The 15,007-nt window shown below is 40.4% G+C and carries 15 protein-coding genes; 11 read left to right on the forward strand and 4 right to left on the reverse strand.

Features of this window, described 5'->3' with window-relative positions; genetic code table 11:
* The first annotated feature begins 41 nt into the window (after nucleotides 1–41).
* Nucleotides 42–674, forward strand: coding sequence for a leucyl/phenylalanyl-tRNA--protein transferase (gene aat, locus H9X96_RS15925; RefSeq protein WP_187667240.1), 633 nt, complete (start codon nucleotides 42–44; stop codon nucleotides 672–674).
* Nucleotides 675–687: 13 nt separating this feature from the next.
* Here the strand turns inward: aat and H9X96_RS15930 are convergent, their stop codons facing one another.
* On the reverse strand, nucleotides 688–3,582 hold the full coding sequence (locus H9X96_RS15930) for a DEAD/DEAH box helicase (protein ID WP_187667241.1): 2,895 nt from the start codon (nucleotides 3,580–3,582) through the stop codon (nucleotides 688–690).
* A gap of 246 nt (nucleotides 3,583–3,828) precedes the next feature.
* Between H9X96_RS15930 and H9X96_RS15935 the strand changes: the two genes are divergently transcribed.
* Nucleotides 3,829–4,434, forward strand: a complete 606-nt coding sequence (locus H9X96_RS15935) for a GIN domain-containing protein (RefSeq protein WP_187667242.1) — start codon at nucleotides 3,829–3,831, stop codon at nucleotides 4,432–4,434.
* 105 nt (nucleotides 4,435–4,539) lie between these two features.
* Here H9X96_RS15935 and H9X96_RS15940 read toward each other — a convergent pair whose 3' ends face one another.
* Nucleotides 4,540–6,078, reverse strand: coding sequence for an aldehyde dehydrogenase family protein (locus H9X96_RS15940; protein WP_187667243.1), 1,539 nt, complete (start codon nucleotides 6,076–6,078; stop codon nucleotides 4,540–4,542).
* Between the two features lie 336 nt (nucleotides 6,079–6,414).
* Between H9X96_RS15940 and H9X96_RS15945 the strand changes: the two genes are divergently transcribed.
* The 7 genes from H9X96_RS15945 to H9X96_RS15975 all read left to right on the forward strand — a co-directional run bounded on the left by H9X96_RS15945 (nucleotide 6,415) and on the right by H9X96_RS15975 (nucleotide 12,289).
* Complete coding sequence (locus H9X96_RS15945) at nucleotides 6,415–7,818, forward strand: tetratricopeptide repeat protein (protein WP_187667244.1); 1,404 nt, start codon at nucleotides 6,415–6,417, stop codon at nucleotides 7,816–7,818.
* Nucleotides 7,819–7,885: 67 nt separating this feature from the next.
* Nucleotides 7,886–8,656 (forward strand): phosphosulfolactate synthase, encoded by a 771-nt coding sequence (locus H9X96_RS15950; RefSeq protein WP_187667245.1) that lies wholly within the window; start codon nucleotides 7,886–7,888, stop codon nucleotides 8,654–8,656.
* 16 nt (nucleotides 8,657–8,672) lie between these two features.
* The gene (locus tag H9X96_RS15955; protein WP_187667246.1) at nucleotides 8,673–9,413 is read left to right on the forward strand and encodes a shikimate dehydrogenase; all 741 of its coding nucleotides are present in this window, start codon (nucleotides 8,673–8,675) and stop codon (nucleotides 9,411–9,413) included.
* 1 nt (nucleotide 9,414) lies between these two features.
* A complete protein-coding gene (gene gldD, locus H9X96_RS15960; protein WP_187667247.1) occupies nucleotides 9,415–10,002 on the forward strand; it encodes a gliding motility lipoprotein GldD in 588 nt (195 codons plus the stop codon).
* A 16-nt stretch (nucleotides 10,003–10,018) separates the two neighbouring features.
* Nucleotides 10,019–10,660 (forward strand): MBL fold metallo-hydrolase, encoded by a 642-nt coding sequence (locus H9X96_RS15965; protein ID WP_187667248.1) that lies wholly within the window; start codon nucleotides 10,019–10,021, stop codon nucleotides 10,658–10,660.
* Between the two features lie 14 nt (nucleotides 10,661–10,674).
* Nucleotides 10,675–11,907: an ABC transporter permease gene (locus H9X96_RS15970; protein WP_187667249.1), complete on the forward strand. Its 1,233-nt coding sequence runs from the start codon at nucleotides 10,675–10,677 to the stop codon at nucleotides 11,905–11,907.
* A gap of 4 nt (nucleotides 11,908–11,911) precedes the next feature.
* Nucleotides 11,912–12,289: a hypothetical protein gene (locus H9X96_RS15975; RefSeq protein ID WP_187667250.1), complete on the forward strand. Its 378-nt coding sequence runs from the start codon at nucleotides 11,912–11,914 to the stop codon at nucleotides 12,287–12,289.
* An 18-nt stretch (nucleotides 12,290–12,307) separates the two neighbouring features.
* On the opposite strand, the gene H9X96_RS15980 is transcribed toward H9X96_RS15975, so the two are convergent.
* Entirely contained in the window at nucleotides 12,308–13,153 is an 846-nt protein-coding gene (locus H9X96_RS15980) for a menaquinone biosynthesis family protein (protein WP_187667251.1), read from the reverse strand.
* A gap of 85 nt (nucleotides 13,154–13,238) precedes the next feature.
* Nucleotides 13,239–13,871 carry a futalosine hydrolase gene (mqnB, locus tag H9X96_RS15985; protein ID WP_187667252.1) on the reverse strand — a complete coding sequence of 211 codons (633 nt, stop codon included), beginning with the start codon at nucleotides 13,869–13,871 and terminating at the stop codon, nucleotides 13,239–13,241.
* A gap of 72 nt (nucleotides 13,872–13,943) precedes the next feature.
* On the opposite strand from mqnB, the gene H9X96_RS15990 reads away from it, so the two are divergent.
* The gene (locus tag H9X96_RS15990; RefSeq protein ID WP_187667253.1) at nucleotides 13,944–14,354 is read left to right on the forward strand and encodes a 6-carboxytetrahydropterin synthase; all 411 of its coding nucleotides are present in this window, start codon (nucleotides 13,944–13,946) and stop codon (nucleotides 14,352–14,354) included.
* A 10-nt stretch (nucleotides 14,355–14,364) separates the two neighbouring features.
* Entirely contained in the window at nucleotides 14,365–14,997 is a 633-nt protein-coding gene (gene folE, locus H9X96_RS15995; RefSeq protein ID WP_187667254.1) for a GTP cyclohydrolase I FolE, read from the forward strand.
* Nucleotides 14,998–15,007: the final 10 nt, after the last annotated feature.

A 15,007-nucleotide genomic window follows, 5' to 3' on the forward strand; every position in this document is an offset into this window, starting at 1 on the left:
AAGGCTTCGTTACATTAAATTATTGTTTTTATTATTGCATCATGGTTTTTAGACTCGATGAAAAGGAGATTAGCTTTCCAGACCCGGCATTAGCCGATCCGGATGGATTATTAGCAGTAGGGGGAGACTTGAGTGTCAACAGACTGCTTTTGGCCTATCATCATGGGATTTTTCCATGGTTTAGTGATGATGATCCTATTTGTTGGTATTCGCCTCATGAGCGCTGCGTAATCCATCCAGATCAGGTGAAGATTAGCAAAAGCATGATGAAAATTCTAAAAGATGGGGTATTTAAAATCACCTATAATGAAGCTTTTCCAGAGGTGATCAGAAATTGTGCGAAAGTTGGTAGAAAAGACCAGCCGGGCACTTGGATTACAGCTGAAATGCAGGAGGCTTATATTGCTTTACACGAACATGGATTTGCAAAAAGTGTGGAAGTCTGGAAGGATGGACTTTTGTGCGGCGGATTATACGGACTGGAAATAGGTAATGTATTTTGCGGGGAAAGCATGTTTAGCCTGGTCAGCAATGCTTCTAAAGCAGGTTTGATCTGGTTATGTCAGCATAAAAACTTTCAGCTGATCGATTGTCAGCTCCCGAATGACCATTTGATGAGCCTGGGCGCAGTCATGATCAGTCGGGATGAATATTATCTTTTTTTGCAGGGGTAGCTTTTTGTTAAGGCTAATTCAGGATTTCCCTGATGTCGTCTTTGCTCAGTGATTTGAAGAAGCTTTCTTCCGTTGTAATTAATGAGCTGGCCAGTCTTTTCTTACGGTTTTGCAAGGCAAGGATTTTTTCCTCTACCGTATCTTTTGCGATAAACTTGTAAATGAAAACTTTCTTTTCCTGTCCGATACGGTGGGTTCGGTCAATGGCTTGTTGCTCTACAGCGGGATTCCACCAGGGATCAAGAATAAATACGTAATCGGCCTGGGTTAGGTTTAAACCGACACCACCTGCTTTGATCGAGATCAGAAACACCTTCAATTCGGTGTTTTCCTGAAACTCTGACACGATTTCTCCTCTGTTTTTTGTAGCACCATCCAGGTAGGAGAAAGGGATTTCTTCCTGCTCAAAATATTGCCTGAAAATATTCAAGTGTTTCACAAATTGGGAGAAGATCAGCACTTTATGACCACCTTTTAATACATTATCTAGGGTATGGATCACGTTTTCGAACTTACCGGAATCAGAGGTATAGCTTTCATCAATCATCACCGGGTGATTGGCCAGCTGCCTCAATGCGGTTAATCCTTGCAACAGCTGGACCTGTTTTTTCGCATAAGTACCATCATCCATGCTGCTCAGCAAGTCGTTTCTATAGGCTGATTTTGTTTCCTCATAATAAGCGGCCTGATCTTCAGACATGTCGCAATAAATTACCTGCTCTGTTTTTGCTGGAAGCTCAGAGGCTACCTGCTCCTTGGTTCTGCGCAAGACAAAGGGTTTGATGATGGCCTGTAGTTTCCTGGCCTTTTCCTCATCTTTTCTTTTCTCAATGGCCTGTACATATTCATCGTTGAAGAAGGTTTGTGTACCTAATAAACCTGGATTTAAGAAAGTGAGCTGTGTCCAGAGGTCACTCACCGAATTTTCTACCGGTGTACCGCTCAGGATCAGCTTATGCCTGGATTTCAATGTTTTTACGGCTTTAAAAGATTTTGAAGAAGGATTTTTTATGTTCTGACTTTCATCTAAAATGATATAGTTGAAATAATAATCCTTCAGTAAATCTATGTCTACGCGGGTAATGCCATAAGTGGTGATGATGATGTCGTATTTCGCAAATTGACTGATGTCTTTGTTCCTGGAACTGCCGGTATGGGCATGAATCTTTAGTTTCGGAGTAAATTTCTTCGCCTCATTCAGCCAGTTATAGATCAGAGAAGTAGGCATAATAATCAGTGACGTACTTTTTGTCGACTGCTCTTCATCTTCTTCTTTAATTTTTTGCAGCATCGCCAGGGTCTGAATGGTTTTACCTAAACCCATATCATCCGCCAGGCAGCCACCAAAATTATACTCCCTTAAAAAGCTAAACCAATTGTATCCTGCTTTCTGATAGCTGCGTAGGTCTCCTTTAAAATGTACCGGCATTTTAGTATCAGCAATATTTTCAAAATCATTCAATCTTTGCAGCTTACGACTCAGCGTAACATTGGCAATGCCATCTTCCGCCAACTCATTGATCAGCCCGATGTGGTGTTTTTTTAACTTCAGTTCCTTGCTGCCATCAGAAAGGCTAAACAGACTTCCATATTGGGTAAACCATTTTTCAGGAATGATCGCAATGGAGCCATCAGGAAGGGTAAACTCTCTTTTTTTATGTAGGATATGTTGTTTTAGGGCAATAAATGGGATGGGGTGCTGACCGAAATACACGATCGCATGGATGTCGAACCAGTCATTGTCTTCTTTAATTTCAAAATCAATCTTGTTACTGGCGAACTGGAATTTCTTAGCACTCTGGTCTTGTTCAATTTCAAATCCTTCCGATTTCAATTGCTCAATATGTTCATTTACCCAGTTGAGTATCGCATAGCTCTGATTTTCATCTGCATGTGCGGGCAATTCGAGATTATGATCCAGCGGACTAACCTTTTTAAGCCCAAGAGCGGTCAGAAAGTTAAATTTTTGTTTTTCCCATGTTGCATCTCTTTTGATGCGGGTGAAGATATAATTGTCTTCTTTTTTTTCTATGTGTACGGTTATCTTTTTCTCATTGCCCATTGCAAAAGCATGGGCATCATACCTAAAGTATAATTGTAACTGAGAGATACCTGCATCCACATAAATCACCTTGATCACTGGTGTAGGTTCATGTTTCTCGGTTTTGATGTCAAATCCTTCCGCATATACATGGTATTTTTCAATCAGTGGAGCGACAAACTTTTCAAAATAAGCGCCTTCCGTTGATTTAGGAATCGTGATGTAGCGTTTGTTTAAAAAAGGCAGCAGTTTTTTACCCTCAATGTCTTGTTCGAAGAAGTATAGTACATCATTCAGCAGAAGCCAGGCCGGTTGGTTACTCACCACCTGTGCTTCTTGAAACATGAAATCAATACGCATTCCCTGGTATTTGATGGTCGGGAAATAGCGGGTTTCCATCGCGTTGCGCCTAAAATGAAACAATACCGTAGCTGGTTCAGCAGCGAGTTCAATTTTTCGCTCTGCAGGCCAGCCATCACTGTCCATCTGATACAATGCTCCATCCTTTTTAATCAGCTCCAAAGCCTCTGCCAGTTTCTTTTCAATCTTTGGTCTTACATTCTCATAAAACTTATCATTGAAGAACTTGCTGAAGAATTCTACCGGACGAATGGGCTTCTTATGGAATTTCTTGATGATGAAGTCCTGCTCGGTTTCATCCAGAATTTTAATCAGCTTGAAATCTTTTTCTGTCAGGTGTGCCGCGAATTCTGAGGCGGTATGAGAAAAAATTCGTTGGTAAGTTAATGAAAAGTCTCCCTGAGGGTTCAGCTGGACAATATGAGGCTCTATCAAATAACCGAAAAATTCGTGTTTACACAAGGAATAAACAATTTTACAGGGCTTAGAACTATCTACTCGTAACATCAGCTAAAGGTTAAAACAAAGGGAGGGTAAGCATTTAAAAATCTTTAAACATACAGCAAATTGAACTTCTTTCAAATAAAATACCGGATTTAGCTATTTTTTTTTCTGCCCGTTCGTCGAAAAAAATAGGCCTTTGGTCGGGGATTCTTTCATTATGGTCTAAAACGGTAAAAGTTGTTGAAACGTTTCTGAAATGGAGGCGTCTTATCTACAAAACCTTAAGAAATCATTTAAAATCAAAATATTATGAAAACCGCTGTAAAATCATTAATCGCCCTAACCCTAACCGCAATTGTGTTATCTACCTCTGCATTTACAAATGTATCGATGGCAGCAACTACACCAACCGCTATCAGTCCTGAAAGACCTTTCAATAAGATTGATGTACGTGGAAATGTGAAGGTAACTTTGATTCAAAGTAAAAATGAAAGACTGGAAGTAAAGAGTGAAGTGGAAGGCAATGAGCTGACATTTAAGCAGAAAGGCTATACCTTAATCATTAACTCTGATGCAAAAGAAACTTTAGATGTAGTTATTTATGTGAAAGATTTACACAGAATTGAGGTTTCAAATGGCGCTAAAGTAGCCACTTTAGGGAAGTTTGACCTGAATGTATTACAAGTATTCCTGAACGATGATGCTAAAGCAACATTTAAAGGTAATATCAAAAGCTTGTACACCGTAACCAATGGCAGCTCAGATTTGAAACTGCTTGGAACTGCTAACGAGCATATTTTAGTGAAAAATAAAACGTCTGTGCTGAATACTACGGATTTTGCTGCCTTGAAAACTGAGAGCACTTTCCTTGAAAATGGAATTACTGCAAACACGAAAACGACTTTAGTGAAATAGAAAAGAAAGATTTGCGGTACTATAACAAAGCGGCGGGAGATACTTCCCGTCGCTTTTTTTAGTTCAATTTATTTAAAAACCTTGCTTCTGGCAGATGATGCTGCCCTATAAATCAAACTTGATGCCTTGCGCCAAGGGTAAAGTATTCGCATAATTGATGGTATTCGTTTGCCTGCGCATATAGCCTTTCCAAGCATCAGAGCCACTTTCCCTACCGCCACCAGTTTCCTTCTCGCCACCAAAAGCACCGCCGATTTCTGCACCTGAAGTACCGATGTTTACGTTCGCAATGCCACAGTCGGAGCCTGAGGCCGATAAAAACTGTTCGGCTTCCCTAAGGTTTAATGTCATGATGGCTGAGGATAGTCCTTGCGGTACGCCATTTTGTAAGGCAATGGCCTCTTCGAGCGTTTTATATTTGATCAGGTAAAGAATAGGGGCAAAAGTTTCTTCCTGTACAATTTCAAAATGATTTTTTACTACTGCCACGCAAGGTTTTACATAACAGCCGGAATTATAGTTTTCGCCGGAGAGAACGCCTCCTTCCACTACAAACTCCGCACCTTCCTGGATTCCCTTTTCGATCGCTTTGCTGTACATATCCACAGCTGCGGTATCGATTAATGGCCCTACATGGTGGTATTGGTCTAAGGGATCACCGATTCTCAACTGCCCATAAGCTTTAACCAATCTATTTTTAAAATCTTCAAAGATGTCTTCATGGATGATCAGCCTGCGGGTAGAGGTACAGCGTTGTCCGGCAGTACCCACTGCGCCAAACACAGCTCCAATGATGGACATTTCTAAATCGGCATCCTTTGAAATAATAATGGCGTTGTTCCCACCAAGTTCCAGGATACTTCTGCCGAATCTCCCTGCTACCGCAGTCGCAACGGTACGGCCAATTCGGGTAGATCCGGTAAAGGAGACCAGCGGAATCCGTTTGTCATTATTGATCATGTCGCCTACAGCATTGCCAATCAACAGGTTACTGATGCCTTCTGGCATATCGTTGTCCTTGAGTACTTTTGAGATGATCTGCTGACAAGCAATGGCACATAATGGTGTTTTTGAAGAGGGTTTCCACACGCAGACATTCCCACATACCAGTGCCAATGCCGTGTTCCAGCTCCATACAGCTACCGGGAAATTGAAGGCCGAAATGACGCCTACGATTCCCATCGGGTGCCATTGTTCATACATCCGGTGATGCGGCCTTTCCGAGTGCATCGTCAAACCATACAGCTGACGGGAAAGTCCGACTGCAAAATCACAGATATCTATCATTTCCTGTACTTCGCCGAATCCTTCCTGTAAACTTTTCCCCATTTCATAAGAGACCAGGGTGCCCAAATCTTCTTTTGCGGCTCTTAATGCATCCCCAAACTGACGGACAATGTCGCCGCGTTTTGGTGCAGGCAAGCTACGCCAGTATTGAAACGCATTTTCCGCAGTTTTCATGACGGTTTCATAATCTTCGGCGGTAGCCACCTGTATGCGGGCAATCTTTTGCCCGTCTACCGGCGAAAAGCTATCTATAGTTTTGGCATTTTTTGCTGCTGACCAGATCTGGCCAGTGCTGTATGCAGGATTGAGCTCCTGAATCCCTAAGTTTTTTAAAACGGAACTGATGTTTTTTTTCATTCGTTTTACGGTTTATGAACGGTGATAAAGCTTTATCCTGAGGAGGATGTCTGCCTTTTACAACCGTTTTTTTAATATTTGGTTTCTTTTCTGACCTGAATTTTACAGGTTTTCATTTAAAGTTATGTTATTTTGCAAGATAATTGTGATCATTATCTCTATTGCAAAAAGCGGTCAACTCATTTTCCCCGAGCCTTTTGCCAAAAAATATTACTGTTAGTCATTTAGGGTTCGGGTGTGTGGATGTTGAAAATTAATTAGTTTGTGCAAATATTTAATTTGTAAACTTATATTGTGTTTTTAAAATCTGGGATCTGTTCTTTAATTATTCGCAACATGGAAGAGGAGTTTTTATTTGAGTTTAGTGATGATGCGCAACGTTCTGTAGAACGTTATGAGGAGATGATACGTAATCAGGATCAGTACTTCTTCGATGCGCAGGCTTTTGAAAATATTATTGATTATTATATCGAGAAGAGTGATCCTGTAAAGGCACTGCAAGTGACTGATTATGCAGTGAATCAGCACCCTTATGCCGCTGTATTTCTGGTGAAACAAGCACAGTTATTTTTTGTGACGGATCAGGTTGAAAGGTCATTTCTTTCTTTGCAAAAAGCGGAAATGCTAGAAGCTTCGGAAGCGGAGATTTATATCTTACGCGGCAACATTTACAACAGTCTGGAACGTTATGCGGAAGCATTGGATAATTTTCAGATCGCATTGGGTTTTGCTGAATCTACCGATGAAATCCTGTTACAAATCGCTTATGTTTATCAAAATATGCTCGATTATGAACAAGCAATTGTTTATATCAAACGTAGTTTGGAACAAGATATGGAAAACAAAGATGGCTTATATGAGCTTGCATTTTGTTATGATATCCTGGATAAACAAGAAGAAAGCATTAAGTTTTATCAGGAATATATTGATAATGACCCCTATTCTTATGCGGCATGGTATAACCTTGCCAATTCGTATCATAAACTCGACCTCTTTGAAAAAGCGATCGACGCTTATGATTATGCAATTTTAATCAAGGATAATTTTGCTTCTGCTTATTATAATAAAGGAAATGCATTGGTACAGCTAGACCGTTTTGCGGAAGCTATTGAAGTGTATAAACATACTTTTGAGTACGAACCGCCTAATGCGGATACGTATTGTGCTATCGGAGAATGCTATGAAAAGCTGGATTTAATGGACGAAGCGCGTGCTTATTACAAGAAATCCGTGAAAATGGATGCTAAAATGGCAGATGCTTGGTTCGGAATAGGAGTGACCCTCAATTTTGAAGAGCGCTATTTTGAATCCCTTCATTTTTACCGCAAAGCTTTAGAACTGGACGACGAAAATCCAGACTTCTGGTTTGCTATGGCTGATGCCTTTTATAAACTCGGACAGATTGAAGAATCTATTGAAGCTTACTATAAGGTTCTGGAGTTTAATCCGGTGGATATTGAAGCCTGGCTGGACTTTTCTACAGTGCTTTATGAGCAGGGAAGGCTGCTGGAGGCTTCAGAAACGATTTTAGACGGGATAAAAAATAACCCGGATGCCGCAGAATTATATTACCGTATGGTGGCCTATCTGTTTGCCCTTGGAGAGAAAAATGATGCACTTGTTTATTTGGAAACTGCGTTGGTGACTGATCCGGATAAACACTATATTTTGTTTGAATATTTGCCGCAATTGCAAGATAATGGCTCAATAATAGAAGTGATTAACCGCTATGTTAAATAATGTTACCATTTTTTATTAGATATACCTGATAAAAACTGTCCATTTTTTTTTCACCTTTGTGACCAATATGAACTACCCATTAAATAATATACCCGAAAGATCTGTAAAGCCACGCAATAAAGGAATTACAATGGTCATGGATAAAGGACTAAGCTTAAGACAAACTGAAGATTTCATTGAAGTTGCCGGAGTACATACTGATATTGTAAAATTAGGCTGGGCAACTTCGTTTGTAACGCCTAACTTAAAAGAGAAGCTCGCAATTTATAGAGATGCAGGAATTCCTACTTATTTTGGAGGGACATTATTCGAAGCTTTTGTAATTCGTAATCAGTTTGACGACTATTGCAGAGTGCTGGATAAATATCAGATGGAATATGCTGAAGTTTCTGATGGCTCTATTACCATTGAACACGACCTTAAATGCGAATTCATTCAGAAATTAGCAAAACAAGTCACTGTAATTTCTGAAGTAGGCTCCAAAGATGCTGCAAAGATTTTTGCTCCATACAAATGGATCAAATTGATGAATGCAGAACTGCAAGCTGGCTCATGGAAAGTAATCGCTGAAGCTAGAGAAGGTGGAAATGTTGGCATCTACAGAGGTTCTGGAGAAGTGAGGGAAGGATTAGTAGATGAAATTCTTACTCAAATTCCTGAGGAAACCATCATCTGGGAAGCGCCGCAAAAAGAACAACAAGTTTGGTTTATTAAGCTTTTAGGAGCCAATGTAAACCTTGGAAATATCGCTCCTGCGGAAACTATTCCTTTGGAAACTATCCGTTTGGGCTTAAGAGGTGATACTTTTGATCATTTTCTGAACCTGGATAAATTGTAACCCTACATTTATACAAATGAAGAAATTTGGCCTCATTGGGTATCCCTTATCTCATTCCTTTTCAAAAAAATATTTTACAGAGAAGTTCGCGCAAGCGCAAATCGCTGATTGTGAGTACGAGCTCTATCCAATTGAAAACATCAGTTCCTTTCCGGAGCTGATTGCTGATGAAGAAATTTGCGGAATTAATGTAACCATCCCTCATAAAGTGGGTGTGATGGCTTACATAAATCAGCTGGATGAAGCAGCAGCAGAGATTGGTGCCGTAAATTGCATCGATATTCGGAGAGAAAACGGTGTTGCTGTGCTGAAAGGCTACAATACCGATGCTTATGGATTTGAAACTTCTTTATTTCCTTTTTTAAAGGAACACCATACTAAAGCCTTGATATTTGGCGATGGAGGTGCTGCAAAAGCAATAAAATACGTACTCCATAAACTGGGGATCACGTTCTTAGTCGTAACGAGAAAACCGGCAGAAGGAACGATCTTATACGAGGACGTAAATGAAAAAATGCTGCAGGAATATACGGTGCTGATCAACACGACACCCTTGGGAATGTCGCCTAATGTAGAGAGCTGCCCGCAGATTCCTTATGAATTTATCACGAATAAGCACCTTTCTTACGACCTGGTTTACAATCCTGAGCTGACTAAATTTTTGGAACGAAGTGCGGCTTCCGGTGCTGCCATTAAAAATGGACTGGAAATGTTGTACCTTCAAGCCGAACGCTCCTGGTACATTTGGAACTCCTGATATGAATAGATTTTTCCCGGTCGGCCTCCTTGCGCTGGTTCTGGCTTTTACTGCCTGTAATCAGGAAAACAATTATGCACCGAAGCCGAGAGGGTATTTTCACATTGATTTTCCGAAAAAAGCATACCAAACTTTCAATGAAGGCTGTGCTTTTTCCTTTGAATATCCAATGTACGCAAAAATGATTCCCGATAGTGGGAGAGATACACAGCCTTGCTGGTATAACCTGTCTTTTCCGCAATTTAACGGACGTCTCCACCTCACTTATTACGATGTATCTTCTAAGAAAGAATATGAAGGTCTGGTTGAAGATGCCAGAACCTTTGCTTTTAAACATACGGTGAAGGCGAACGCAATTGATCAGAAGCTGATCAATTACCCGGAAAAGAAAGTTTATGGCATTTATTACGCCATAGAAGGGAATACTGCTTCTTCTGTACAGTTCTTTTTAACAGATAGTGCGAAACATTATTTCCGCGGTGCTTTATATTTTAATGAACGCCCTCAATACGATTCTATTCAGCCTGTGGTTAACTTTATAAAGAAAGATATTGATCAAATGATCAGTACCTTCAAATGGAAAAATTAAGACTTATTTTAAATATATGATTAGTATTCAGCAATTTGCTTTCAATCCATATCGCGAAAACACTTACGTTTTATTTGATGAATCTTTGGAATGCGTGATCATCGATCCGGGCATGTATGATGGTGATGAACAAAACGAACTGGTTCGTTTCATCAAAGAGAATAAGCTAAAGCCGGTATTGTTATTAAATACACATTGCCATATTGACCATGTATTGGGTAATAAATTTGTGTACGACAACTGGAGCCTGAAGCCTCAGTTTCACGCAGGAGAGCTTTCGGTGCTCCAGGCTATTCCAGGATATGCCACACAGATGGGCTTTGAGTATGAACTTTCCCCGGAACCAGAAGTGTTTTTGGGAGAAACTGGAACGGTTAAATTTGGAAACAGTCAGCTGGAACTGATTTTTGCGCCAGGTCATTCGCCGGCACATTTATGTTTCTATGCCGCTGCAGACAACTTTTTAATTGGTGGTGACGTGCTTTTCTATACCAGTATAGGTCGTACCGACCTCCCTGGTGGTAATCATGCGCAATTAATCAATAGCATAAGAAATAACTTGTTTATATTGCCAAACGATTGCAGGGTTTATCCAGGCCATGGTCAGTTTACGACCATTGGTTTTGAAAAACAACACAATCCATTTTTACAGTCGTAACGTCATAACCAGATTTGAATACAGCCTTTTACATAGCCCGCAGGTATCTTTTTGCTAAAAAATCTACCAATGCGATCAATATCATTTCCGCGATTTCCGTGTTAGGGGTATTTGTGGGAAGCGCTGCATTGATCATTATTTTATCGGCTTTTAATGGACTTGGAGAGATGGTGTTGAAAATGTTCAATACCATGACCCCTCAGCTGGTCATCATACCTGCTCATGGCAAGACATTCGAACCAAATACGGCTTATTTTAATCAGTTGAAAAAGGCGGATGGCATCTATTCCTACGTGGAAATCTTGTCCGAAAATGCCCTGCTTAAATACAATGATAAGCAGAGCGTAGGTCTGATCAAAGGGGTAGGCCCAGATTATCTGAAGAACAAAAGTCTGGACAGTACCATTATCGACGGGCATTTCATGCTCGACAATCCAAGTGGTCATTACGCGGTAATTGGTTCTGCAATTCAGAATTTCCTGGTGGTGAATACCACTGATCCATTTAACCCTTTGCAAGTATATTCTCCAAAAAAGGGAAAACGGGTGAGCTCCATTAATCCAGGAGATAACTTCACCGTATTGACCATTCCGGTATCCGGAGTATTTGAGGTGCAGCAGGATTTTGACAACGTGGCTATTGTGCCCTTAGACTTTGCCCGCCAGCTATTAGCAGAACCCAGCAAAATTTCTTCTATAGAATTGCTTTTAAACCCAGGCATAGATCCAGATAAATTTAAAGCGGAAATAGAAGAGAAGATCGGTTCGGAATTCGTTGTAAAAGACCGTATTGAGCAAAACTCAGCGCTTCACAGCATCCTGGGGAGTGAAAAATGGGCGGTTTATATCATCCTTACTTTTGTCTTAATAATTGCTATATTTAATATTATTGGCTCATTAACAATGCTGGTGATAGACAAATTGAAGGATATTTCCGTTCTAAGTAGTTTGGGGGCAGGAAAAAGCTTGATCAAGCGGATATTCTTATTGGAGGGGATGATGATTACCATGACCGGGTGTATACTCGGGTTATTTGTCGGACTGATCTTTTGTCTGGTACAGCAGGAATTTGGCCTGATCAAGATGTCGCAAGACAACCCAATGATTTCCAATGCCTATCCAATCGGCCTTAAATGGGCGGATTTTTTATTAGTATTTTTAACAGTGACTGTGTTCTCTTTTATGGCATCAGCTTTGTCGTCTAATCTGAGCGTCAAGAAAATTGATCACTTAAATCAAGATCTCTAACATCATGAATATATCTATCAAATCATTACCTTTATTAATACTCTGCTCAGCTGTTGTTCTGGCCTGTAATACCAAGCCAGTATCTGTTGAAAAGAACAATATACGGGTGATTAAAGGCTTGTATAGCTATGGTCCGGAGATTAAATCTTTTACGGATTGCGAAGAAGGAAATGAGTATTGGGTTGCCGATAGTGCGAAAACATTGGAACTGGCCTATAGTAATTTCAATTTTGAAAAGCCTTATGAGCCCGTATACATCGAGGTAGAATGCCATATGATCAAATCCGACAGCTTAATTGTTGCCGCAGATTTTGATTCTACTATGGTGGTCACAAAATTATTAAAGATCACTAAAGAAATTCCTGACGGGCCTTGTAATTAAAACCCGTCTTTAAAATAGCTAAGGAATCAGGTAAAGTTCTTTTGTAATAGGTTGGATCAATTCTTTTTCCTGTGCCATTTGAAATAACACATCAACTGCTTTTCTCCCCTCAGTACCCAGATCAATTGAGTATTTGTTAACGTACAGGTCAATGTGTTTGTACATGACTTCCTCGCTCATTTCCTGTGCATGCTGTTTGATGAACTCAATTCCAGATTTAGGGTTTGCAAAAGCAAATTCTACAGATTTGCGAAGCACTCTATTTACCTTTTCTTTTGTCTCCTGATCCAGGTTTCTATTGATCACAATTCCCCCTAGAGGAATGGCACAGCCGGTTTGCTGCTCCCAGTAGTTGCCCAGATCCATCACCTTGTGCAGGCCCTTGTCCATATAAGTAAACCTGTTTTCATGGATGATCAATCCGAGGTCAATTTGATCTATCAAAAGTGATTGCTCGATAGCAGAGAAAACCATTTCCTCCTTTTGCACTAAATGGGGAAAAGCAATGCCCAACAGGAAGTTGGCGGTAGTGTATTTTCCAGGGATACCCACGCGAAGGTCGGCATTGATATGATCAGGATGATTGGCGAGGTATTCATTTTTGGCGATGAGTAAAGGTCCAACACCGAAACCTAAGGCACTTCCTGCATCTAATAGCGCATACTGCTCGTACACATAAGCAAAAGCATGAAAGCTCAGCTTGCTGATGTCCAGTTCGCCTTTCATGGCCTTTTGATTCAATGTTTCCACATCATCAAATGAAACTTTAAAATCTAATCCTTCTGTATCAATTTTATGATGAATCAGGGCATCAAAGATAAACGTGTCATTCGGGCAAGGGGAAAATCCAAGGCTTAAGGTCATTTCAGTATAATTTATCTGTTTGAAAAGATCGGCTGATCAATGGCAGCCGACAGTCAAAGGTAATTAAAATCCAAAGGGAAGATCGTTAGCTGTTTGTCAAAAATCCGATGGCCCATTCATTCAAATTCTTGATGGCAAGGCCGATTTCCCAGCTTTGCCGGTTTCTGGGTTCCACATAATTGGAGATGCTGCGAATCTGCAGACAAGCGATTCCGGCTTGCTCACAGCTGTAAAGTACAGCAGCGCCTTCCATACTTTCCGTAATGGGATGCAAACGGTTTTTAACCGCATCAATGCTTTCTGCAGCACCATGAACTGTATTTACGGTGATCCCTTTTACTTTTTTAAGTTCTGTTAAAGAAGGATGAAGAAGGTTATTATAGGCATGGTAACTACTCTTTCCAAAGCCCAGGTCCTCTATGGGGAGAAACTGTCCATGATCCTCTGCGCCGAGCTCAGAAAAGTCATCTGCGACTACATTTAAGACCGTTCCTAGCGGGATCGCCGGGTCAAATGAACCTGCAATACCTAGGTTGAGGACCAATTGATACCGGTTAGATAAATGCTTTCCCAATGCAAAAGCGGTGGCAGTCATTCCTACCCCAGTAATCAGCAGGTCGAATTTTTCTGTTTTCATCAATGCTGCTCCTGATAATCCGAAATGTTCGGTTAATAAAGAGATTTCTGCATTTGTTGCTGCGACTAAAAGAATCTTCATAAAGTCTAAGTTAGAGATTAAACCTTTCTACTTTAAGCTTTCTGCGTATATTTGTCAACAATATAAGAGAGAATGATATACATAACGAGAAAAGCATCATTTAACGCTGCGCATAAATTGTCAAGACCGGATTGGTCTGAAGATAAAAACACAGAAGTTTACGGAAAATGTGCCAATCCAAATTGGCATGGACACAACTATCAGCTGTATGTAACTGTTAAAGGGGAAATTAACCCGGAGACAGGGTTTCTTGTAGATCTGAAATGGTTGAAAGACATCACCAATACTTATGTGGTGGATAAAATTGACCACAGAAACCTGAATCTAGATGTAGATTTTATGAAAGGTAAATTGGCCTCAACGGAAAACCTGGCCATCGCAATATGGGAAGAATTACTGCCTTATATTGAAGAGTCTGGCGCAAACCTGCACTGTATCAAAATTTACGAAACTGAAAATAACTTTGTCGAGTATTTCGGCTAACCCATCAGATATGAACAATCATACAGATCATTTAGATGAAACTGAAGACGGTTACATCAAAATAGACCGTTACAACGAAGTGAAGATCTCCGCTGTAGCAAGTCATTATACAGATATTCTAAGCCAGTTAGGCGAAGACCCTAGTCGTGAGGGACTGATAAAAACACCGGAGCGTGTAGCTAAAGCCCTGCAATATTTAACGCATGGCTACGACCTGGATCCTGCAGCGATCCTTAAAGGGGCAATGTTCAAAGAAGACTACAGCCAAATGGTAGTCGTCAAAGATATTGAAGTGTTTTCTATGTGTGAACACCACATGCTTCCTTTCTTTGGAAAAGCACATGTGGCCTATATTCCGAACGGTCATATTGTTGGATTGAGCAAAATTCCTAGAATTGTGGATGCTTTCTCTCGCCGTTTGCAAGTTCAGGAACGCTTAACAAATGAAATCAGAGATTGCATTCAGGAAACATTAAATCCTTTAGGAGTGGCCGTAGTGATTGAATGCAAGCATTTATGTATGGCAATGAGGGGAATTCAGAAGCAAAATTCTGTGACTACCACCTCTGCTTTTACAGGAGAATTTGCAAAAGATACAACAAGGGCAGAGTTTTTGAGGTTAATCACTGCCAACTTACACTAAACACACATTA

The sequence above is a fragment of the Pedobacter sp. N36a genome (assembly GCF_014472395.1).
In the GTDB taxonomy this organism is placed as follows: Bacteria; Bacteroidota; Bacteroidia; order Sphingobacteriales; family Sphingobacteriaceae; genus Pedobacter.

What these genes read in the sequence shown, in the direction of transcription:
- H9X96_RS15950 (WP_187667245.1), top strand. Translation starts at nt 7,886, where the DNA reads ATGAACTACCCATTAAATAATATACCCGAAAGATCTGTAAAGCCACGC.
- H9X96_RS15980 (WP_187667251.1), bottom strand. Translation starts at nt 13,153, where the DNA reads ATGACCTTAAGCCTTGGATTTTCCCCTTGCCCGAATGACACGTTTATC.
- H9X96_RS15930 (WP_187667241.1), bottom strand. Translation starts at nt 3,582, where the DNA reads ATGTTACGAGTAGATAGTTCTAAGCCCTGTAAAATTGTTTATTCCTTG.
- H9X96_RS15990 (WP_187667253.1), top strand. Translation starts at nt 13,944, where the DNA reads ATGATATACATAACGAGAAAAGCATCATTTAACGCTGCGCATAAATTG.
- folE (WP_187667254.1), top strand. Translation starts at nt 14,365, where the DNA reads ATGAACAATCATACAGATCATTTAGATGAAACTGAAGACGGTTACATC.
- H9X96_RS15955 (WP_187667246.1), top strand. Translation starts at nt 8,673, where the DNA reads ATGAAGAAATTTGGCCTCATTGGGTATCCCTTATCTCATTCCTTTTCA.
- H9X96_RS15940 (WP_187667243.1), bottom strand. Translation starts at nt 6,078, where the DNA reads ATGAAAAAAAACATCAGTTCCGTTTTAAAAAACTTAGGGATTCAGGAG.
- mqnB (WP_187667252.1), bottom strand. Translation starts at nt 13,871, where the DNA reads ATGAAGATTCTTTTAGTCGCAGCAACAAATGCAGAAATCTCTTTATTA.
- H9X96_RS15965 (WP_187667248.1), top strand. Translation starts at nt 10,019, where the DNA reads ATGATTAGTATTCAGCAATTTGCTTTCAATCCATATCGCGAAAACACT.
- H9X96_RS15945 (WP_187667244.1), top strand. Translation starts at nt 6,415, where the DNA reads ATGGAAGAGGAGTTTTTATTTGAGTTTAGTGATGATGCGCAACGTTCT.
- aat (WP_187667240.1), top strand. Translation starts at nt 42, where the DNA reads ATGGTTTTTAGACTCGATGAAAAGGAGATTAGCTTTCCAGACCCGGCA.
- H9X96_RS15975 (WP_187667250.1), top strand. Translation starts at nt 11,912, where the DNA reads ATGAATATATCTATCAAATCATTACCTTTATTAATACTCTGCTCAGCT.
- H9X96_RS15935 (WP_187667242.1), top strand. Translation starts at nt 3,829, where the DNA reads ATGAAAACCGCTGTAAAATCATTAATCGCCCTAACCCTAACCGCAATT.
- gldD (WP_187667247.1), top strand. Translation starts at nt 9,415, where the DNA reads ATGAATAGATTTTTCCCGGTCGGCCTCCTTGCGCTGGTTCTGGCTTTT.